The sequence below is a fragment of the Streptomyces globisporus genome (genome assembly GCF_003501885.1).
Lineage (GTDB): Bacteria > Actinomycetota > Actinomycetes > Streptomycetales > Streptomycetaceae > Streptomyces > Streptomyces globisporus_D.
In genome coordinates, this window is sequence record NZ_QWFA01000117.1 from 1 (window position 1) to 20866 (window position 20866).

Below are 20866 nucleotides of genomic sequence, written 5' to 3' on the forward strand. Positions count from 1 at the left end.
TTCACGGCAGTACAGAAGGACGGCCGTACGGACCGGCGTACGGCGGCGCAGATCGTGGGGGATGACCCGCCGCAGCTGCGCCAGCAGGGCGTTGCGGAACTCCCAGCCGTCCGCGGCCGCCGTGGACCGGCGGGCGAACGAGGCGCTCGCCGTGAGCCGTTCCTCATGATCCAGGACCGCGACCACGGCGGTGGCCGGAGTCGGCCGGTGGCGGGAGTGCAGCCCGCTGACGACCTCTCGGGGGCTGCGCAGCAGGGGGATGCCAGCCGAGGCCCACTCCGCCGGTTCGAGCATGCGGGCAAGGCGGTTGACGGAGTCGGCGGAAACCGAGGATGCCGATGTCGACGTGGCTGAGGACGGGGCGAATCCGAAGGTCACGGTCCTCCCTTCGCTACGCGCCCACGGTGCGGGCAGGGTCGAGTGAGGGCGCGCCGCGGCACAGCCCTTCCGGGCCCGACGAGAACTGTGCGGGGGCGCTTCCAATTCTCCCCGGCCTACCGGCAGGCGGCAACGAGCAATTACTGCGGCTGACGGGAATCAGCCGGAATGACACTGATATCCCTGCCCAGACCCGCCCGGATGACTCCCCCTGTCACCCCTGAACCGCGAGGACCAGCGGAAACACCCCCTGGGCTCCGGCCCGTCGCAGCAGGCGTCCCGCCACGGCCAGGGTCCAGCCGGTGTCCGACAGGTCGTCCACCAGCAGAACGGGGCCGTCGGCCGCCGCCAACGCCGCCGCCAGATCCGGCTCCACGACCAGGGACTCGTGCAACGCCCGTACCCGCTGTGCGCTGTTGGTCTGGGACATCCGCACCTCCTCGGAGCCCGGTGCGTAGGAGACCGTCCCGAGCAGGGGCATCCGGCCGATCTCGGAGATGCGCCGGCCGAGCGACTGGACCAACTGCGGCCTGCGGCGTGAGGCGACGGTCACCACACCGACCGGCCGGGGAGCCGCGTCCGCCGATCCGGAGGCCCAACCGCCCGGCCCCTTCGCCCAGTCGGCGAGCACGGTGACCACGGCGTCCGTGACATCGTCCGGCACCGGAGCATCCGGAGCCTGCGCCGCCAGCATCGGGCGCAGCCGGTTGCCCCAGCCGATGTCGGAGAGCCGGCCCAGCGCCCGGCCGGCGAAGGACAGTGGCCGGCCCAGCTCGTGGCGCGCGCCGTCCAGGGCGGCGGTGGAGACCTTGTCGTCGAAGCGGACGCCCGCGCAGTTGTCACAGCGTCCGCAGGGCGCCGCCTCCTCGTCGTCCAGGCGCAGCCGCAGGAACTCCATGCGGCACGCCGTCGTCGAGGCGTAGTCGCGCATCGCCTGCTGCTCGGCCTCCCGCTGCCGGGCGACCCAGGCGTACCGCTCGGCGTCGTAGACCCAAGGGGCGCCCGTGGAGATCCAGCCGCCCTTGACGCGCTTCACCGCACCGTCGACGTCCAGCACCTTGAGCATCGTCTCCAGCCGGGTCCTGCGCAGATCGACCAGGGGCTCCAGGGCGGGGAGCGAGACCGGGCGCTCCGCCTGGGCCAGCACGTCCAGGGTCCGCCGCACCTGCTCCTCGGGAGGGAAGGCGACGGAGGCGAAATACTGCCAGATCGCCTCGTCCTCCTTGCCGGGCAGCAGCAGCACCTCGGCGTGCTCCACACCGCGCCCCGCACGCCCGACCTGCTGGTAGTAGGCGATGGGGGAGGAGGGTGAGCCCAGGTGCACGACGAAGCCGAGGTCGGGCTTGTCGAATCCCATGCCCAGCGCGGACGTGGCGACGAGGGCCTTGACCCGGTTCGCCAGGAGGTCGTCCTCGGCCTGCTGCCGGTCGGCGTTCTCGGTCCGCCCGGTGTACGAGGCCACCGCGTGCCCGTTCTGGCGGAGATAGGCGGTGATCTCCTCGGCCGCCGCCACGGTCAGCGTATAGATGATGCCGGAACCGGGAAGCTCGCCGAGATGGTCGCCCCCAGCAGGACCAGCACCAGCGCGTCCGTGCCGGCGCCGGTGCCCAGCTGCTCCGCGACATCCGCTGTCACCCGGGCGTTGGCAGTGGCGGTGGTGGCGAGCACCGGGACCCCGGTCGGCAGATCCGCGAGCATCGTCCGCAGGCGCCGGTAGTCGGGCCGGAAGTCATGCCCCCAGTCGGAGATGCAGTGGGCCTCGTCGACCACCAGGAGCCCGGTCGCCGCCGCCAGCTTCGGCAGCACCTGGTCGCGGAAGTCGGGGTTGTTGAGCCGCTCGGGGCTCACCAGCAGGACGTCGACCTCGCCCGCCGCCACCTCGGCCTGGACGCTCTCCCACTCCTCGGTGTTGGACGAATTGATCGTGCGGGCGCTGATCCCGGCCCGGGCCGCCGCCGCGACCCGACGAGCGCCTCGATGGCCACCCACTGGTCCTCACGCAGCACGGCCGTACCGCTGTCGTCGCCCACGAGGCGGGCGAGGACGGAATCGGCCGAAGCCCTGAGCGCTGCACGGTCTGCGTTGGTCATGCCCCCATGCAACCCGATGACTACGACAAACCGCGAACGGGCGGGCCAGCCTGTGGATAACGTTATCCACAGGGGTCGCGGGATCCGTCGGCTCGCGGGACCGTCGAGCCATGAACAAGCACCACGAATCCACCGGCCCCGCCGGGGAGCAGCAGATCACCCTGCGCGGCCCCGCCGACCTCGCCGACGCCCTCCCGTATCTCATGGGCTTCTACCCCAACGACAGCGTCGTGATGGTGGCCCTGCACGGCGGCCAGGGCCGGTTCGGCGGCCGGCTCCGCCTCGGAATTCCGCAGGCGCCCGGCGAATGGGGGCCGGTCGCCGACCAGCTCGCGGAGTGCCTGGTCTCGGGGAGCGAGCGTCGCGAAGGACGGCCCGACGCGATCGTGATCTTCCTCTGCCAGGACTCCCCGGACGGTTCGAGCGGCCGGCTGACCATGGAGCGGCTCCGGCCGTTCGCGCAACGTCTGCGCACGGCGTGCGGAGCACTCGACGTTCCCGTCCTCGAAGCGCTCTGCATCTCCGACGGCCGCTACTGGTCCTACTGCTGTCCCGACCCGCGGTGCTGCCCCGACCAGGGAAATCTCCTGGCCATGCCCGGTACGACGGTGATGGCCGCGGCCGCCACCTACGCGGGCGTCCACGTGAGGGGCACGCTGCGCGACATGGAGGCACGGCTCCAGCCCTGGCGAACCCCGGCAGCCGTGCGGGCGCAGGAGAAGGCCCTGGACTCGGCCGGACCGGCGCTGCTGCCGAGGCTTCTCGACGAGCGGGCCAGGCGGGAGGTCGCGACGGAGACCCTCGGGCTGGCGCGCAGGCTCATGGACCGGATCGAGGAGGCACAGCCCGCGCCACCCGCGCTCTCGGACGCCGGGGACGACCAGTTGATCGGTTCCGACGAGGCCGCCGCCGTCATCCTCGGGCTCCAGGACCGCCAGACCCGGGACAAGGCCGCCGCCTGGATGGAGGGGCCGGAAGCCCAGTCAGCCCTCCGGTTGTGGCGGACGCTGGCACGGCGCTGCGTCGGACCGTACCGGGAGCACGCCGCAGCTCCGCTCACCCTGGCCGGCTGGGTCTCCTGGTCCACGGGCGACGAGCCCGGCGCCCGGGTCGCCCTGTCGCTGGCGCTGCGCGCCGACCCGGACTACACGTTCGCCCAACTGCTGCACCGGGCCTGCAACGAAGGGCTCGATCCCGAGGCCCTGCGCCGTTGTCTGCGGGAGGCGGCCGACGCCGACGAGGAGCAGCCGGGCGCCGACGCCGAAGCGGGGGAGGCGGTGGCGGGGTCCGGCACCGACCGGGGCGCCACCCCTCCGCACGTCCGCAAGGTCCGCCGGCTGCCCGAGGGCGGTCGGCGGCGGGCTCGCGCTCTCCGGCCTCCGGGCCCCGAGCGGCGGAAGGCGTCACCCGGCTCGACCCGTCCCCGGATCCCGGCGGCCGGGCGGCGGACGCACGAGGCCCGGCGGTACGGCCGACGCGGCAGCAGGGCGCGGCGACATGACTGACCGTCCCGTCGACCAGTCCTTACGGCCATGCCGTGGTGCTTCCCACCCCGGCGATTCCGGAACGGTGTCACCCGGGCTGATCACGAGCGTGCTGAAGGGAGTGTTTATCGTCAGGCAGACGACTATGATCGCGGCATGCCGCCCTACGACCCGTCGACCTTCCCGCCCTTCGCAGTCACCGTCGACCTGGTCGTGCTCACGGTGCGCCGCCACGCGCTCTGCGCGCTGGTCGTCCGTCGCGGAGAGACCCCGTTCCAGGGCCGATGGGCGCTGCCCGGGGGTTTCGTCAGGCTGGACGAGGACCTGGGCTCCGCGGCAGCGCGCGAGCTCGTCGAGGAAACCGGCCTCTGCGCGCACGATCCCGCGAAACCGACCGTGGGCAACGGCGCACATCTGGAGCAGCTGGCCACCTACGGCGACCCGGCGCGCGACCCCCGGATGCGGGTGGTCAGCGTCGCTCACCTCGCCCTCGCGCCGGACCTGCCCGCGCCCCGGGCCGGCGGTGACGCCAACAGCGCGCGCTGGGCGCCGGTCGAGGATCTGCTGCACCCCGGCACCGGGCGGGAGGGCGAGCAGGCGGCGCCACTGGCCTTCGATCACGCGCGGATCCTGGCCGACGGGGTGGAGCGGGCTCGCTCCAAGATCGAATACTCCTCGCTGGCCACGGCGTTCTGCCCGCCCGAGTTCACGGTCGGCGAGCTGCGCCGGGTGTACGAAGCGGTGTGGGGCGTGGTCCTCGATCCCCGTAACTTCCACCGCAAGGTCACCGGGACGCCGGGATTCCTGGTGCCGTCCGGCGGGACGACCACACGGCAGGGCGGACGGCCCGCGCAGCTCTTCCGGGCCGGGGCGGCCACGGTGCTCAACCCGCCGATGCTGCGCCCCGAGGTCTGAGTCCCCGGGCGTTCCCCCGAGTCGGTCCCGCGGAACGCCCGTCGACCCGCCCCTGCACCAAAAGTCTGAAATGTCGCGTTATGTTGCTGCGGTACCCCCTTGCCGCCGAGCGGTCTCACCGTCCGCGAGAGACGCGAGAGAAGCGATGCTTCAGGCCATCGGACTCACCAGCACCCCCCGTCGCGACGCTCCGCCCGCCGTGAACGATCTGACCTTCGAGGCTCCTCCCGGCCGGGTCACCGCCCTGCTGGGCGCCCCCGGCTCGGGCAGGACCACGGCCCTGCGGCTGATGCTCGAACTGGACGCCGGGCGGGGCGTCGCCTACTTCCGGGGGCGACCGCTGCACCGCATCGCCCACCCGGCGCGGGAAGTGGGCGTGCTGCTCGGCGACGTACCGGGCCACCCCTCCCGGACCGCCCGGGGGCAGCTCCGGATGCTGTGCGCGGCCGCGGGCGTGCCCGCCACCCGGGCCGACGAGGTGCTGGAGGTCGTCGGTCTCGCCGGGCTCGGGGACCAGCGCCTGGGGGCCCTGTCGGTGGGGATGGACCGCCGCCTCGGCCTCGCCTCCGCGCTGCTGGGAGACCCGCACACCCTGATCCTGGACGAACCGGCGGACGGTCTTTCCCCACGGGAGAACAGCTGGCTGTACGGGCTGCTGCGCGCGCACGCGGCCCAGGGCGGCACGGTCCTGTACGCCACCGGCGACCCCAAGGAGGCGGCCCGCACCGCCGATCGCGTCGTCACCATCGGTGGTGGGCGCCTCGTCGCCGACCAGGACGTCGCCGACTTCGCCCGTACCCGGCTCCGGGCCCGCGTCGCCGTCCGCACCCCGCACGCGGCCCGGCTGGCGGCCGTCGTCAGCCGGGAGGCCCGGGCGGCGCAGCGCTCGGTCGAGGTGGTCGAGGAGGCGAGCGGCCGGCTGACGGTGTACGGCAGCAACTGCGCGGAGATCGGCGACACCGCCTACCGGCACGGCGTCCCCGTGCACCAGCTCGCCGACGAGATCGGCGACACCGGACCCGCCGGCCCGGCGGCCGGGGGAGCGGAGCGGGACCACGCGGCCGCCGCCCTGTCCGAGCTGCCGCCCCCGATCCGGGTGCGACCTGCGCGCGGCCCGCTGCGCCCCCTCCGGTACGAACTGCGCCGCTCCCTCGGCGTCCGGACAACGACCATGATCATGGCGGCCGTTCTCGTCGTGTCGGCCGCGATGTCCGTCCTGCTCGCCCGTGCCGACGGCACCGCCCTCCCCCGCGTGCTCGCCGCCTGGCCCGCTCTGCTGCCGCTCCCTCCCGCCGCCCTCGGCGCGGGCCTGCTCGGGGCGCTGTCCTTCGGGGACGAGTTCCGCTATCCCGCGCTCGCCGCCGCTCGCGGCACCGTGCCCCGGCGGCTCGGGCTGCTGCTGGCCAAGCTCGCCGTGACCGCGGGCTTCGCCCTGCTGCTCGCGGCCCTCACCGTGGTGTGCGGAGCGCAGGGCCTCCGGCTCGTGTACGGGCCGGACTTGATCGAGGTCCCTTCGAACGCCTGCGCGCTGGGCGCGAGTTGGGCCGGTCTGACAGTCGGCTGCGCCTGGGCGGGACTGCTGGCCGCCGGCGTCTTCCGGGTGGCCGGTGCGGGTATCGCCGCGGTGCTGGCCGTACCGGTGCTCGTCGTTCCGCTGGTGCGGAAGATCTTCGCGGTGCCGTCCGCGCGTTCGGTCGCCGGGCTCCCGGGGCGGCTGCGTGAACTGGCCGGGTGGCAGCTACCGCAGGAGGCGGACCACTGGATCCTCGCCGTGGCACGGGTGGTGGCGCAGCCCGTCGGGACCGCGCTCACCCTGTCGTTGTCGGCCCTGATCTGCGCGTATCTGTTCACCAGCCTTCGAGGAAAGGCGCGTTGGTGATCGCCGTCGCCCCGCGCCGAGGGGAGGCGGCCGCAACTCCCTGAAAAATGACTGGTTTGTGCCGATATGGCGTCAATTGCGGAGCGGGCGCCGATCACCCTTTCGTGTGCTTTTCACCAAAGACCTCAAGGGGTGAGCGAGCCGCGCCGACAAAGGATGCGTGAGTACCCTTGCGCACACCATGATGACCGCCGCCCGCACCGCCGATTCCGGCCTGGCCGGCTCGGGCGAACTCGACCGCTATCCCTATCCGGAGACGCCGGCCGGCGAGCGTGCCGCGACCCGGGCCTGGGGCGGCGCCGATTCCGAGCTGGGACGGGCGAGCCGACGGGGCTCGGCCAGCCGGGGGCGCGGTCTCCACGGCCAACTCGTCCAGCAGCTGGGCCAGATGATCGTTTCCGGTGACCTCGGCGCGGACCGCCCCCTCGTGCCCGAGGAGATCGGCCAGCGGTTCGAGGTCTCCCGCACCGTCGTCCGTGAATCCCTGCGCGTCCTCGAAGCCAAGGGGCTGGTCAGCGCGCGACCCAATGTGGGGACACGGGTCCGCCCGGTCAGTGACTGGAACCTGCTGGATCCCGACATCATCGAATGGCGCGCCTTCGGGCCGCAGCGGGACGACCAGCGCCGTGAGCTGGCCGAGCTCCGCTGGACCATCGAACCGCTCGCGGCCCGCCTCGCGGCCGGGCACGGCCGGGAGGACATTCAGCAGCGGCTCGCCGACATGGTCGAGATCATGGGGCACGCGATGGGGCAGGGGGACGCGATCACCTTCTCCCGCGCCGACGCCGAGTTCCACGCGCTGCTCATCCAGGCAGCGGGCAACCGGATGCTCGAGCACCTTTCCGGCATCGTCTCGGCCGCCCTCCATGTCTCCGGCGGTCCCGTCACCGGCTGTGACCGTCCCGGCGAGACCTCGCTCGCCCACCACGCACGTATCGCCGAGGCCCTGGCATCGGGCGACGCCGGAGCCGCCGAGACCGCCATGCGTCAACTGCTCGTCGTCCATCCCGACGTCGAACGAGTGGTTCCCGCGCCGCGCGAGCACTGATCGGGGCGGCGGGACCGCGGGCCCGATGCCGCCGGGCCGCACGCGTCCGGCGGCACAATGGAAGGGGATGCAACCTTTGGTCCCGTACGCCGCAAATGGGGTGTGACTCGGGCCACGCGGATTGGCCGTAACACTCCTCGAAGCAGCGCGATGACTTAAGAGGTGAGCGCAGCGGAAGGAATACAGCAGCCCTGGGGCGCGCTGTTTCAGTTCTGAGGCCAAGCCCGCGCCGTCGACGACATCCCCAGTCGGCGGTCGTCGGTTCCAGCCCCCTCCAGGGCAGGGCCGGAAGCCGTTTCCATCGTTCCGAGAGGTTGTTCGTGTCGGCCAGCACATCCCGTACGCTCCCGCCGGAGATCGCCGAGTCCGAATCTGTGATGGCGCTCATCGAGCGGGGAAAGGCTGATGGGCAGATCGCCGGCGATGACGTGCGTCGGGCCTTCGAGGCTGACCAGATTCCGCCAACCCAGTGGAAGAACGTTCTGCGCAGCCTCAACCAGATCCTCGAGGAAGAGGGTGTGACGCTGATGGTCAGTGCCGCGGAGTCGCCGAAGCGCGCCCGCAAGAGCGTCGCAGCGAAGAGCCCGGTCAAGCGCACCGCCACCAAGACCGTCGCGGCGAAGACCACCGTGACCAGGACCGTCGCGGCCACCGCCGCCCCGGCGGCCGAGAGTGCGGACGCGGTGGCCGACGACGCCGTCGCGGCCGCTCCGGCGAAGAAGGCGGCGGCCAAGAAGACCGCAGCCAAGAAAACAGCCGTGAAGAAGACGGCGGCCAAGAAGACCGCCGCGAAGAAGTCCGGCAAGCAGGACGAGGAGCTCCTCGACGGCGATGAGCCGGTCGAGGAGGTCAAGGCCGGCAAGGGCGAGGAAGAGGAGGGCGAGGGCGAGAACAAGGGCTTCGTCCTCTCCGACGACGACGAGGACGACGCACCTGCGCAGCAGGTCGCCGTCGCCGGCGCCACCGCCGACCCGGTCAAGGACTACCTGAAGCAGATCGGCAAGGTTCCCCTCCTCAACGCCGAGCAGGAGGTCGAGCTCGCCAAGCGCATCGAGGCCGGTCTCTTCGCCGAGGACAAGCTGGCGAACGCCGACAAGCTCGCACCGAAGCTCAAGCGCGAGCTGGAGATCATCGCCGAGGACGGCCGCCGGGCCAAGAACCACCTCCTGGAGGCCAACCTCCGTCTGGTGGTCTCCCTGGCCAAGCGCTACACCGGCCGCGGCATGCTCTTCCTGGACCTGATCCAGGAGGGCAACCTCGGTCTGATCCGCGCGGTCGAGAAGTTCGACTACACCAAGGGCTACAAGTTCTCCACGTACGCCACCTGGTGGATCCGTCAGGCGATCACCCGCGCGATGGCCGACCAGGCCCGCACCATCCGTATCCCGGTGCACATGGTCGAGGTCATCAACAAGCTCGCGCGTGTGCAGCGCCAGATGCTCCAGGACCTGGGCCGCGAGCCCACCCCGGAGGAGCTGGCCAAGGAGCTCGACATGACCCCCGAGAAGGTCATCGAGGTCCAGAAGTACGGCCGCGAGCCGATCTCGCTGCACACCCCGCTCGGCGAGGACGGCGACAGCGAGTTCGGTGACCTGATCGAGGACTCCGAGGCGGTCGTCCCGGCGGACGCGGTCAGCTTCACGCTCCTCCAGGAGCAGCTCCACTCGGTGCTCGACACGCTCTCCGAGCGTGAGGCCGGCGTGGTCTCGATGCGCTTCGGCCTCACCGACGGTCAGCCGAAGACGCTCGACGAGATCGGCAAGGTCTACGGCGTGACGCGTGAGCGCATCCGTCAGATCGAGTCGAAGACGATGTCGAAGCTCCGGCACCCGTCGCGCTCCCAGGTGCTCCGCGACTACCTGGACTAGAGCGCGGCGGCGGCCCGCCCAGGGGCGGAGCGCCGAAGATTCACCGGCCGAGGGCCCGGAACCCCCAGGGGATCCGGGCCCTCCGGCGTGTCTCCGGGGCCGGAGACGGACTGCCTGGATCACGCTGGGTGAAACGGTTTGTCATCTCAGTGTCAGGAGCCTCCATGCCCCCTCCCGTCGTCCGTGTCCTGACCGGGGCGCTCGCCCTGACCGCCGCCGCGGCCGTGCTGCCGCTCGCCGCGCCCTCCGATGCGGTCGCGGAGAGCATCGTCGTCGGCGGACAGCCCGCCCCCGTGGCGGACAGCCCCTGGGTCGTGGCGCTGTCGAGCCGGGACCGGTTCGGAAGCGCGCGCTCCGGGCAGTTCTGCGGCGGTGTGGCCGTGGCTCCCACGAAGATCCTGACAGCCGCCCACTGTCTGAGTGACGAGGCGCTCGGCGGACCGGCGAAGCGGGTGAAGGACCTCCTCGTCATCGCCGGCCGGGAGCGGCTGAGCGAATCCGGCGGCCGGGAGATCCCGGTCCGGCGCATCTGGGTGAACCCGGCCTACGACCCGGTCTCCAACGCGGGCGACCTCGCGGTGCTGACCCTGTCCCGCGCCCTGCCGAAGGGCGCGACCATCCCGATGGCCAGGAGCGGGGACGCCGCCTACCGGGCCGGGACCGCCGCGGACGTCTACGGCTGGGGCGATACGACGGGCAGTGGCACCTACGCCTCCGTGCTGCGCTCCGCCCGGGTCCAGGTCCTCCCGGACGGCGACTGCGCGCGGGCCTACCCGGGCGGCAGGGAGGGTACGTACAAGGCCTCGGCGATGCTCTGTGCGGGCGAGCCCGCAGGGGGCCGGGACGCGTGCCAGGGCGACAGCGGCGGGCCGCTGGTGGCCCGTGGGCGGCTCATCGGCCTGGTCTCCTGGGGCAGCGGCTGCGGGCGTCCGGGCAGCCCCGGGGTGTACACCCGGGTCTCCGCGGCCCCGGAATGGGCCGCGGGCCGCATCTGAGTGACTCCGAGCCGCCTCCAGGCGGCTCGGATTCCCGTACGCCAGGCCCCGCGGCCGCATCCGTGCCGCACGGGCCCACGTACCGGCCTCACGACGAGAACGGGCGGCTCCCCCCTGTGGGGGAGCCGCCCGTCGGCCGGTCCTGGACCAGCCCCTGGCTCGTCGTGGTTGCGAGGTGTCAGTGTTGGTCCTCGTCGGCAGCAGCCGTCTGTACGGCGGTGAGCCGATCCGTCTCATCCTGTATTTCCGCGGCGATCTTCTTGAGTTCCGGCTCGAACTTGCGCCCGTGGTGGGCGCAGAAGAGCAGTTCACCGCCGCTGATCAGGACGACGCGCAGATATGCCTGGGCGCCGCAACGGTCACAGCGGTCTGCCGCGGTCAGCGGGCTCGCGGGGGTCAGAACAGTAGTCACGTCGCCTCTTCTCTAGCTCGACGAGCTGTCGTACCAGGGTCAACATCCAACCAGGCCGAAAACGTTCCCGCTCGTGGCTTTTCTTCGAAACTTCTTCTCGGTGTGGCTGTCTGTTGCCGGTTGGCGGCGAATGTGCCGTATGCGGAGCGCTACGGTTTCGCATTGCTTGTCTTGGGGGTGGGTCCCGCCGGCCGGCTTGCCGGTTTGTTCATGAGGACGTGCCCGGAGCCTAAATGGTTCATGCGTCGAAGGGAACGTGATGTGCACGTCACTCCAACGAATGATCGAACATCTATGCGAGCCCGGATGAAGCTCGACTAGCATGAGGATTCCCCGAGGGTGGCGTTACAACCGCTCTACCAGGCCTCTGTAGGCTCTCAGCGGCAACCGACGCCCAGCCCGACACCCACGGGGGCCCCAGATGAAATTCAGCGAGGAGCGAACCGCGTGACCGCCGAAACGTCCGTGCCGTCCACCGCGATGCTGGCCGCAGCAGGAGGCGACCGGGACAGCTCCAACTACACCGCGCGGCACCTCCTCGTCCTCGAAGGTCTCGAGGCGGTCCGCAAGCGCCCCGGCATGTACATCGGGTCCACCGACAGCCGTGGCCTGATGCACTGCCTCTGGGAGATCATCGACAACTCCGTCGACGAGGCCCTCGGCGGCCACTGCGACCAGATCGAGGTCATCCTCCACGACGACGCCTCCGTCGAGGTCCGGGACAACGGCCGTGGCATCCCGGTCGACGTCGAGCCCAAGACGGGACTCTCCGGCGTCGAGGTCGTCATGACCAAGCTGCACGCCGGAGGCAAGTTCGGCGGCGGCTCCTACGCGGCCTCGGGCGGTCTCCACGGCGTCGGCGCCTCCGTGGTCAACGCCCTCTCCTCCCGCCTGGACGTCGAGGTCGACCGCAGCAGCGCGACCCACTCCATCAGCTTCCGGCGCGGCGTCCCCGGCATGTTCACCGAGCAGGGGCCGGACAGCCCGTTCGATCCGGCCAACGGCCTGCGCAAGGGCAAGCGCGTCCCCAAGACCCGTACCGGTACCCGGGTGCGGTACTGGGCGGACCGGCAGATCTTCCTCAAGGACGCCAAGCTCAACCTGGAGACGCTCCACCAGCGGGCCCGCCAGACCGCCTTCCTCGTCCCCGGCCTCACGATCATCGTCCGCGACGAGCGGGGGCTCGACGGCGAGGGCAAGACGGAGGAGACGTTCCGCTTCGACGGCGGCATCAGCGAGTTCTGCGAGTACCTGGCCCAGGACAAGGCCGTCTGTGACGTCCAGCGGCTCAGCGGCACGGGCACCTTCAAGGAGACCGTCCCGGTCCTCGACGACCGCGGCCACATGACCGCCACCGAGGTCACCCGCGAGCTCGCCGTCGACATCGCCCTGCGCTGGGGCACCGGCTACGACACGACCGTACGGTCGTTCGTGAACATCATCGCCACCCCCAAGGGCGGAACCCACGTCACCGGGTTCGAGCGCTCCCTGACCAAGACGGTGAACGAGGCGCTCCGCTCCGCCAAGATGCTGCGGGTCGCCGAGGACGACATCGTCAAGGACGACGCCCTCGAAGGGCTCACCGCCGTCGTCACCGTGCGGCTCGCCGAGCCGCAGTTCGAGGGGCAGACCAAGGAGGTGCTCGGCACCTCGGCGGCCAACCGGATCGTCGCGGGCGTGGTCGCCAAGGAGCTCAAGGCGTTCCTGACCTCGACGAAGCGGGACGCCAAGGCGCAGGCCCGGGCGGTGCTGGAGAAGGCCGTGGCCGCCGCCCGCACCCGGATCGCGGCCCGGCAGCACAAGGACGCCCAGCGCCGCAAGACCGCGCTGGAGTCCTCCTCGCTGCCCGCCAAGCTCGCCGACTGCCGCAGCGACGACGTCGACCGCAGCGAGCTGTTCATCGTCGAGGGGGACTCGGCGCTCGGCACCGCCAAGCTGGCCCGGAACAGCGAGTTCCAGGCGCTTCTGCCGATCCGCGGCAAGATCCTCAACGTCCAGAAGTCGTCCGTCTCCGACATGCTGAAGAACGCCGAGTGCGGCGCGATCATCCAGGTCATAGGAGCCGGCTCCGGGCGGACCTTCGACATCGACGCCGCCCGCTACGGCAAGGTCATCATGATGACCGACGCCGATGTCGACGGCTCCCACATCCGCACCCTGCTGCTGACCCTCTTCCAGCGCTACATGCGCCCGATGGTCGAGGCGGGACGGGTCTTCGCCGCGGTGCCCCCGCTGCACCGGATCGAGCTGGTCCAGCCCAAGAAGGGCCAGGACAAGTACGTCTACACCTACTCCGACAACGAACTGCGCCAGACCCTCCTGGAGCTCCAGCGCAAGAACGTCCGGATCAAGGAATCGATCCAGCGCTACAAGGGCCTCGGCGAGATGGACGCCGACCAGCTGGCCGAGACGACGATGGACCCGCGCCACCGCACGCTGCGGCGCATCAACATCGGCGACCTGGAATCCTCCGAGCAGGTCTTCGACCTGCTGATGGGCAACGAGGTCGCGCCCCGCAAGGAGTTCATCACCAGCTCCGCCGCCACCCTGGACCGCTCGCGCATCGACGCCTGACCCCGGTCCACAGCACGGCCCCCGCCCCGGTCCCGCCGGAGCGGGGGCCGCGCCCGTTTCCCGGGGCCCTGCCGGGCAAGCGCGCAGCCGTCCGGGATATCTGTCACCTGAAGGGGTGAAGTCGGGCGAATCACGCGCCGAGGATCCTCCCGAACCGCCCATCGTTGACCGTGCGGCCGAAAAGGTCGGCGGATCAGGGGAGTTGTTCGGTGGAGAAGGAAGCAGGGCCGGAGACCGCGGGAGTGCGGCTCGACGACCCGTGGGACGACGTGCCGGCCCCCGGCCGGGGCGACCAGGACGGTACGGGAGGTGTCGCGCCCCTCGACGCGTCCGGTGCGGCGGCACCCGGCCCCCGGCCCAGCGCGGCCGACATCTATCTGGAGGTGCACCGCAGCGACGCCTTCCGCGAGGTGCGTCGCCGCTACCGCCGCTTCGTGGCCCCCGCCGCCCTCGCCTTCCTGCTCTGGTATCTCGCCTACGTCGTCGCCGCGACCACCGCCCCCGCCCTGATGGCCCGCCCGGTCGCCGGAGCGGTGAACGTCGCGATGGTGGCGGGGCTCGGGCAGTTCCTCACCACGTTCCTGCTCACGTGGGCGTACGCACGTCACGCACGGCTGCGCAGGGACCGGGCGGCGCTCGATCTGCGCTGGGACACCCAGGAGATGACGAGAGGGCTCGGACGGTGAAAGGAGACCACCAGACCCTCGCCCTGCTGCTGTTCAGCGCGTTCATCGCGGTGACGCTCTTCATCACCACCTGGGTCGGCCGCAACCGGCAGGGCTCCGCCGAGGAGTTCTACGTCGGCGGACGCCTGTTCTCGCCCATAGAGAACGGATTCGCCATCGCCGGCGACTACATGTCGGCGGCCTCCTTCCTCGGCATCTCCGGGCTGATCGCCCTCTTCGGCTACGACGGCATGCTCTATTCCGTCGGCTTCCTCGTCGCCTGGCTGGTCGTTCTGCTGCTCGTCGCCGAACTCGTCCGCAACTGCGGCCGGTTCACGCTGGCCGACGTGGTCGCCGCGCGGATGGCGGAGCGTCCGGTGCGTACCGCCGTCGGCACCTCGTCCGTCACCGTCTCCGTGCTGTACCTGGTCGCCCAGATGGTCGGCGCGGGCAGCCTGGTGGCCCTGCTGCTCGGCGGGACGAGCGACGCGGCCCGGTCCTGGACCGTGGTCGGGGTCGGCGCGCTCATGGTGATCTACGTGTCCTTCGGCGGTATGCGCGCCACCACCTGGATCCAGATCGTCAAGGCAGTCCTGCTGATGGCCGGAGCCCTCGCCCTCACCGTGCTCGTCCTGGTCCACTTCCACGGGAACATCAACAGTCTGCTCAACACCGCCGCCGAACGCAGCGGTCACGGCAAGGACTTCCTCGCCCCCGGCCTGCGGTACGGCGGGGACTGGACCTCGCGCTTCGACTTCATCAGCCTGGGCGTGGCCCTGGTCCTCGGCACGGCGGGACTGCCGCACATCCTGTCGCGCTTCTACACCGTGCCCACCGCCCGCGCCGCGCGCCGGTCCGTCGTCTGGTCCATCGGCCTGATCGGCAGCTTCTACCTGATGACGATCGTGCTCGGGTTCGGCGCCGCCGCCCTCGTCGGCTCCTCCGAGGTCCGCGCGTCGAACGCGGCGGGCAACACCGCGATCCCGCTGCTGGCGCTCGATCTGGGTGGCGGCGAGGGCTCCACCGGTGGAACGATTCTTTTCGCGGTGGTCGCCGCCATCGCCTTCGCCACCATCCTGGCCGTCGTCGCGGGGATCACGCTCGCCTCGTCCGCCTCGGTCGCCCACGACCTCTACGCCTCGCTCCGCCGCCCCGGGCGCAAGAAGCGCAGCGAGGTCGCCGTGGCGCGTACCGCCGCCGCCGGGATCGGTGCGGTCGCGATCGGTCTCGGGCTGCTCGCACAGGACCTCAACGTCGCCTTCCTGGTGGGCCTCGCCTTCGCCGTGGCCGCCTCCGCGAACCTTCCGGTCCTGCTCTACTCGCTGTTCTGGCGCAACTTCACCACCCGGGGCGCGGTCTGGGCGGTCTACGGCGGCCTGGTCCCGGCGGTCGTCCTCGTGCTGGTCTCACCCGTCGTCTCGGGCAGCCCGACGTCCCTGTTCCCCGGCGTCGACTTCCAGCTCTTCCCCCTGGAGAACCCGGGCCTGGTCTCGATCCCGCTCGGCTTCCTGGCCGGCTGGATCGGTACGGTCACCTCGCCCGAGCCGCCCGACGAGGCCAAGCACGCCGAGGCCGAGGTCAGGGCGCTGACGGGGGCCGGGGCGGCGTAAGGCGTGCGGGGCCCCGGGCCGTGGGCTCAGCCCGCGGCCCAGGCGTACCGGTGTTCCGGGCGGCCCGTCTCGCCGTACCGCAGGGTCAGCCGGACCTTGCCGGTGCGCTCAAGGAGCTTCAGATAGCGCTGGGCCGTCTGCCGACTCATCCCCGCGCTGTCGGCGATCTCCTGCGCGGAGAGCGGCCCGTCGGCGCCGCGCAGGGCCCTCCGGACCAGCTCGGCGGTGGTGGGGGAATGGCCCTTGGGGAGGGCCGGCTCGCCCGCCGCCCACAGCGCGCCGAAGAGCCGGTCCACCTCCGCCTGCTCGGCCTCCCCGCCCCCGTCGAGCGTCTGCCGCAGCGCCGCGTACGCCTCCAGCTTCGCGCGCAGACCGGCGTACGTGAACGGCTTCACCAGGTACTGGAGCGCACCGTGCCGCATCGCCTCCTGCACGGTCGCGACGTCCCGGGCGGCCGTCACCATGATCACGTCGACCTGATGGCCGAGGCGGCGCAGCTCCCGGACGACGGCGAGGCCGTTGCGGTCGGGCAGATAGTGGTCCAGCAGGATCAGGCCGACCGGGAACTCCTCGATCGTCGCCAGCGCCTCGGCCGCCGAGTGGGCCTGCGCGGCCACCCGGAAGCCGGGGACCTTGGCGACGTACGCCGCGTTGATCTGCGCCACCCGCACGTCGTCGTCGACGATCAGGACCTCGATCACCGCTGCTCTCCCGTCGTCGCCGGATGCCTGGGGTGCGGCGTACCGTCCGGGGAGTCCGCGGCGGGCTCCGCCAGCGCCTCCGGCAGCACGACCGTGAACATCGCGCCGCCGCCGTCCGCCCCGGACACCGTCACACTGCCTCCCTGGCGCTCCGCGAGCCGCCGTACGAGGGCGAGCCCGAGACCGCGTTTGCCGTGCGCCGGGACGGCCTTGGTGGACCAGCCCTCCGTGAAGATCGACGCGTGCTGGTCCTCCGGGACGCCGGGGCCGCTGTCGCGCACCCCCAGGATCACCGTACGGCCCTCGGCCCGCAGGCCGATCTCGATCCGCGCCCCGTCCGATCCGGCCGCCGCGTCCGTGGCGTTGTCGACGAGGTTGCCCACGACCGTCACCAGACCCCGGGGATCGACCACCCGGTCCGGCAGCAGCGTGCCGGGAGCCAGCCGCAGCGAGACACCGCGCTCGGCGGCGACGGTCGTCTTGCCGACGAGGAGGGCGGCCAGCAGCGGGTCCTGGACCTTCTCCGTGACCTGCTCGGCCGTCGCCCGGTGCACGCCGACCACCTCGGTCACGAACTCCATCGCGTCCTCGTGCATCTCCAGCTCCAGCAGTCCCAGCAGGGTGTGCAGCCGGTTCGCGTGCTCGTGGTCCTGGGCGCGCAGGGCGTCGATCAGCCCCGTGGTGGAGTCGAGCTCACGGCCCAGGTGCTCCAGCTCGGTCCGGTCGCGCAGGGTCACCACGGCTCCGCCGTCGTCCGTGGGCATCCGGTTGGCCAGCAGCACCCGGCTGCCCCGTACCGCCAGCAGGTCGTCGCCGACCACCCGCCCGGCCAGCACCTCCGTGGTCCTCCCGTCGCCCAGCACCTCCTCCAGCGGGCGGCCCGCCGCCTCCGGGCCCAGCCCCAGCAGCCGCTGAGCCTCGTCGTTCAGCAGCCGGACGCGGCCGGCCCCGTCGAGGGCGACGACCCCTTCGCGGATGCCGTGCAGCATGGCCTCGCGTTCGGTCAGCAGCGCGGAGATGTCGGAGAACGCCAGGTCATGGGTCTGGCGCTGCAACCTGCGGGATATCAGATACGCGGCGAGCGCCCCGACGGCCAGGGCCCCGCCCGCGTACGCGAGCAGCCCCGGGATCGCCGCGAGGAGCCGGGCGCGGACGCTGTCGTACGCGATGCCGACCGACACCGCGCCGAGCACCTCGCCGGACGGGCCGAACAACGGCACCTTGCCCCGCGCCGAGCGGCCGAGGGTGCCGCTGTCGATCTCCATCACCTCACGGCCGCGCAGCGCCTCCCCGGGGTCGGTGGAGACGATGGCGCCGATCCGGTGGGTATCGGGATGCGACCAGCGCACCCCGCGCTGGTTCATGACGACGACGTACTCCGCGCCGGTCGCCCGCCTGACCCGCTCGGCTGCCGACTGGACCGGGCCCCCGTCCGACGGGTCCGTGCTGCTCAGGTTCGCCACGATGTCCGGGTCGGCGGCGGTGGACTGGGCGATGGCCAGGGCGCGGCGCATCGCCTGGTCGTCCAGCTGCTCGCTGAGCGGGGCCAGGAAGAGGCCGGTGACCAGGACCGTCACACCGGTGATGATGGCCAGCTGCATCAGCAGGACCTGGGAGAAGACCCGCTGGGGCCAGCCGAACCGGCGCGGTCCCCGGCCGGGGGTCGGTGGGGCGTTCATCGTAGAGACGGTAAGGGCCGGGGGGCCGGGGCGGAAATCTCGTCGCGCGGAGCCCAGGAATTCAGGCGTCCGGTCCGCGTACCCCTTGCCTCCGGCCGCCGCGTCTGTGAGCGTTTCAGCGCAGCCTCCGTGAGCGTTCCCGGGGAGTTCGCCATCGACGCAATCTTCTTGCGTTGCTTGCGCTAATCTTGCGCTCATGACGCGACGACTTGCTCAAGTGGCCCAGAAGGTGGGAGTCAGCGAGGCGACGGTCAGCCGGGTGCTGAACGGCAAGCCGGGCGTCTCCGACGCCACCCGGCAGGCCGTCCTCTCCGCGCTGGACGTCCTCGGCTACGAGCGCCCGACCCAGCTGCGCGGCGAACGGGCCCGGCTGGTCGGCCTGGTCCTGCCGGAGCTGCAGAACCCGATCTTCCCGGCCTTCGCCGAAGTGGTCGGCGGCGCGCTCGCCCAGCAGGGGCTGACCCCGGTGCTCTGCACCCAGACCAAGGGCGGCGTCTCCGAGGCCGACTACGTCGAGCTGCTCCTCCAGCAGCAGGTCTCCGGTGTGGTCTTCGCGGGCGGTCTCTACCACCAGGCCGACGCCCCGCACGACCACTACAAGGTGCTCGCCGACCGCAAGATCCCCGTCGTGCTGATCAACGCGGCCATCGAACACCTCGGTTTCCCCGGCGTCTCCTGCGACGACTCCGTCGCCGTCGAGCAGGCCTGGCGTCACCTCGTCTCGCTCGGCCACGAGCGCATCGGACTCGTCCTCGGACCGTCCGACCACGTGCCCTCGCAGCGCAAGCTCGCCGCCGCCCGGGTGCTCGCCGAGGAGACCGGCACGACCATCCCCGACGAGTGGGTGGCCCGGGCCATGTTCTCGCTGGAGGGAGGGCAGGCCGCCGCGACCCGGCTGCTGGAGCGGGGTGTCACCGGCATCATCTGCGCCAGCGACCCGCTGGCGCTGGGCGCTGTCCGTGCCGTTCGCCGCCGGGGGCTCTCGGTGCCCGGTGACGTCTCGGTCGTCGGCTACGACGACTCGGCCTTCATGAACTGCACCGAGCCGCCCCTGACCACCGTCCGCCAGCCCATCGAGGCCATGGGGCGAGCGGCCGTGGAGCTGCTCTCGGTGCAGATCGGCGGGCGGGCCGTGCCCTCGGACGAGCTGCTCTTCGAGCCGGAGCTGGTGGTGCGCGGATCCACCGCCCAGCCGCCGCGCGAGAATTCCCTGTGATCGGTAGCTAATTTGCGCTCCCTGGGGCCCTTGGTCCGGACCTGGAGTCCTGGAGCAGGAGAACCGGAGTCCGGTCAGGGGAGCGGCTGCGGGGGCCGGGGCCCGGTGTACTGCCCGCTCGGCCGGATGCGGAGCGGGCGCTCCCCGTACTCCTCCAGCGCGTGGGCGATCCAGCCCGCCGTACGGGACACCGCGAACACGGTCTCGCCCGCGTCCGCCGCCATGCCCCGGGAGACCGACAGGACGGCCAGCGCCAGGTCGATGTTGGCGTGCAGCGGAGCGTGCCGCGCCGTCGTGGCCACCACCTCACGGGCCGCCGCCAGCGCCTCGGCCGCCCGCGGCACCTTCGCCAGCAGCTCGAAGAGGACGGTCGCCCGGGGGTCCTCGCCCCGGTAGATCCGGTGGCCCAGGCCGGGCACCCGCCGCCCGGTCCGCAGATGGTCGGCGACCACGGGGACCGCGCTGCCCCGGTCCACCGCTTCCCGCAGCAGCCGGTGCGCCAGGCCGCTCGCGGCACCGTGCAGCGGCCCCTCCAGCACGCCGAGGCCCGCCGAGACCACGGCGTACGGATGGGCCCGCGCGGAGGCGGCGACCCGGGCGGCCAGGGTGGAGGCCGCCAGGTCGTGGTCGATCAGGAGCGCCAGGGCCGCGTCCAGCACGGCGAGGGAAGGCGCGTCGGCCGGCTCCGCGGTGAGCCGCGACCACAGCTCCGCCGCCAGCGAACCCCCTTCGGCCGCCGGGCCGCCCAGCATCGGCAACGCGCCCACCAGCGTCGGGATCAGCCCCCGCGCGCTGTTCAGCACCGCCTCCGGTGCCAGGTCGAACCGCAGCGGATCCGTGGCCGCGGCAGCAGTCACCGCCACCCGCAGCCGGTCCGTCGACCCGCTGTGCGCGGGCAGCGCCTCGACCGTCCTGCGGGCCGCCGCTAGGGTCCCGGCGGGCGCGGCGAACCGGGCGCCGGGGCGCAGCTCACCCGTCCACAGCCACTCGGCGACCTCCTCGTAGCCGTAGTGCCGGGCCAGCTCCGTCGCGTCGACCCCGCGGAAGTAGCAGCGCTCGCCCTCGATGAGCGTGATGCCGGTCCGGAAGGCGAGATCGCCCCCGGCCGGGGACGGGTCCCGGCGCCCCGAACGCCGCGCCAGCGCCCGGACCTCCTCGGCGTCGAACGTGCTGCCCCGGCCCCCTGCGCCCCGCACGCTGCTCAGCTGGCCCCGGCTGACGTAGGCGTACACCGTCTCCGGCTTCACGCCGAGCAGCTCGGCCGCCTGCCGGGTGGTGAGCCGGGGTGCGTTGCCATGCTCGGGCTCTGGTTGATCCGTCATGGAAACCACCGTATCCACCCCGCGCCGACA

Annotated in this window: 14 protein-coding genes and 2 pseudogenes; 10 read left to right on the forward strand and 6 right to left on the reverse strand. The window is 72.1% G+C overall.

The genetic code is table 11. The features are described 5' to 3' along the window. A pseudogene (locus D3105_RS21370) lies at window positions 1-378 on the reverse strand (hypothetical protein); the annotation flags it as partial. A gap of 214 nt (window positions 379-592) precedes the next feature. After that, window positions 593-2468 (reverse strand): annotated as a pseudogene (locus tag D3105_RS21375) (helicase-related protein). 110 nt (window positions 2469-2578) lie between these two features. Between D3105_RS21375 and D3105_RS21380 the strand changes: the two are divergent. From D3105_RS21380 to D3105_RS21405, 6 genes are all read left to right on the forward strand, one after another. Continuing rightward, window positions 2579-3973 (forward strand): DUF4192 domain-containing protein, encoded by a 1395-nt coding sequence (locus tag D3105_RS21380; RefSeq protein ID WP_118904706.1) that lies wholly within the window; start codon window positions 2579-2581, stop codon window positions 3971-3973. 135 nt (window positions 3974-4108) lie between these two features. Next, window positions 4109-4867 (forward strand): NUDIX hydrolase, encoded by a 759-nt coding sequence (locus D3105_RS21385; protein ID WP_118904707.1) that lies wholly within the window; start codon window positions 4109-4111, stop codon window positions 4865-4867. Between the two features lie 145 nt (window positions 4868-5012). Next, window positions 5013-6746: an ATP-binding cassette domain-containing protein gene (locus D3105_RS21390; protein WP_118904708.1), complete on the forward strand. Its 1734-nt coding sequence runs from the start codon at window positions 5013-5015 to the stop codon at window positions 6744-6746. A 160-nt stretch (window positions 6747-6906) separates the two neighbouring features. Beyond that, on the forward strand, window positions 6907-7794 hold the full coding sequence (locus D3105_RS21395; RefSeq protein WP_165891057.1) for a FadR/GntR family transcriptional regulator: 888 nt from the start codon (window positions 6907-6909) through the stop codon (window positions 7792-7794). A gap of 320 nt (window positions 7795-8114) precedes the next feature. Further along, the gene (locus D3105_RS21400) at window positions 8115-9662 is read left to right on the forward strand and encodes an RNA polymerase sigma factor (RefSeq protein ID WP_118904710.1); all 1548 of its coding nucleotides are present in this window, start codon (window positions 8115-8117) and stop codon (window positions 9660-9662) included. Window positions 9663-9826: 164 nt separating this feature from the next. Next, window positions 9827-10657 carry a S1 family peptidase gene (locus D3105_RS21405; protein WP_118904711.1) on the forward strand — a complete coding sequence of 277 codons (831 nt, stop codon included), beginning with the start codon at window positions 9827-9829 and terminating at the stop codon, window positions 10655-10657. A 178-nt stretch (window positions 10658-10835) separates the two neighbouring features. Here D3105_RS21405 and D3105_RS21410 read toward each other — a convergent pair whose 3' ends face one another. Next, window positions 10836-11069, reverse strand: a complete 234-nt coding sequence (locus D3105_RS21410) for a DUF7455 domain-containing protein (protein ID WP_006128079.1) — start codon at window positions 11067-11069, stop codon at window positions 10836-10838. Between the two features lie 447 nt (window positions 11070-11516). Here D3105_RS21410 and D3105_RS21415 point away from each other — a divergent pair, with 447 nt between their 5' ends. The 3 genes from D3105_RS21415 to D3105_RS21425 all read left to right on the forward strand — a co-directional run bounded on the left by D3105_RS21415 (window position 11517) and on the right by D3105_RS21425 (window position 15918). Continuing rightward, a complete protein-coding gene (locus D3105_RS21415; RefSeq protein ID WP_118904712.1) occupies window positions 11517-13643 on the forward strand; it encodes a DNA gyrase/topoisomerase IV subunit B in 2127 nt (708 codons plus the stop codon). Between the two features lie 242 nt (window positions 13644-13885). Continuing rightward, the gene (locus D3105_RS21420) at window positions 13886-14329 is read left to right on the forward strand and encodes a DUF485 domain-containing protein (protein WP_118904713.1); all 444 of its coding nucleotides are present in this window, start codon (window positions 13886-13888) and stop codon (window positions 14327-14329) included. Continuing rightward, window positions 14326-15918 carry a solute symporter family protein gene (locus D3105_RS21425; protein WP_118904714.1) on the forward strand — a complete coding sequence of 531 codons (1593 nt, stop codon included), beginning with the start codon at window positions 14326-14328 and terminating at the stop codon, window positions 15916-15918. The genes D3105_RS21420 and D3105_RS21425 overlap by 4 nt, the downstream gene beginning before the upstream one ends. 26 nt (window positions 15919-15944) lie before the next feature. On the opposite strand, the gene D3105_RS21430 is transcribed toward D3105_RS21425, so the two are convergent. Together D3105_RS21430 and D3105_RS21435 are read right to left on the reverse strand one after the other, a co-directional pair. Further along, window positions 15945-16619 carry a DUF7342 family protein gene (locus D3105_RS21430; RefSeq protein WP_118904715.1) on the reverse strand — a complete coding sequence of 225 codons (675 nt, stop codon included), beginning with the start codon at window positions 16617-16619 and terminating at the stop codon, window positions 15945-15947. Next, window positions 16616-18298: an ATP-binding protein gene (locus D3105_RS21435; protein ID WP_118904716.1), complete on the reverse strand. Its 1683-nt coding sequence runs from the start codon at window positions 18296-18298 to the stop codon at window positions 16616-16618. Before D3105_RS21435 ends, D3105_RS21430 begins: the two co-directional genes overlap by 4 nt. Window positions 18299-18494: 196 nt before the next feature. Here D3105_RS21435 and D3105_RS21440 point away from each other — a divergent pair, with 196 nt between their 5' ends. After that, window positions 18495-19514, forward strand: a complete 1020-nt coding sequence (locus D3105_RS21440) for a LacI family DNA-binding transcriptional regulator (protein ID WP_118904717.1) — start codon at window positions 18495-18497, stop codon at window positions 19512-19514. A 74-nt stretch (window positions 19515-19588) separates the two neighbouring features. On the opposite strand, the gene D3105_RS21445 is transcribed toward D3105_RS21440, so the two are convergent. After that, a complete protein-coding gene (locus D3105_RS21445; RefSeq protein WP_118904718.1) occupies window positions 19589-20836 on the reverse strand; it encodes a citrate synthase in 1248 nt (415 codons plus the stop codon). Window positions 20837-20866: the final 30 nt, after the last annotated feature.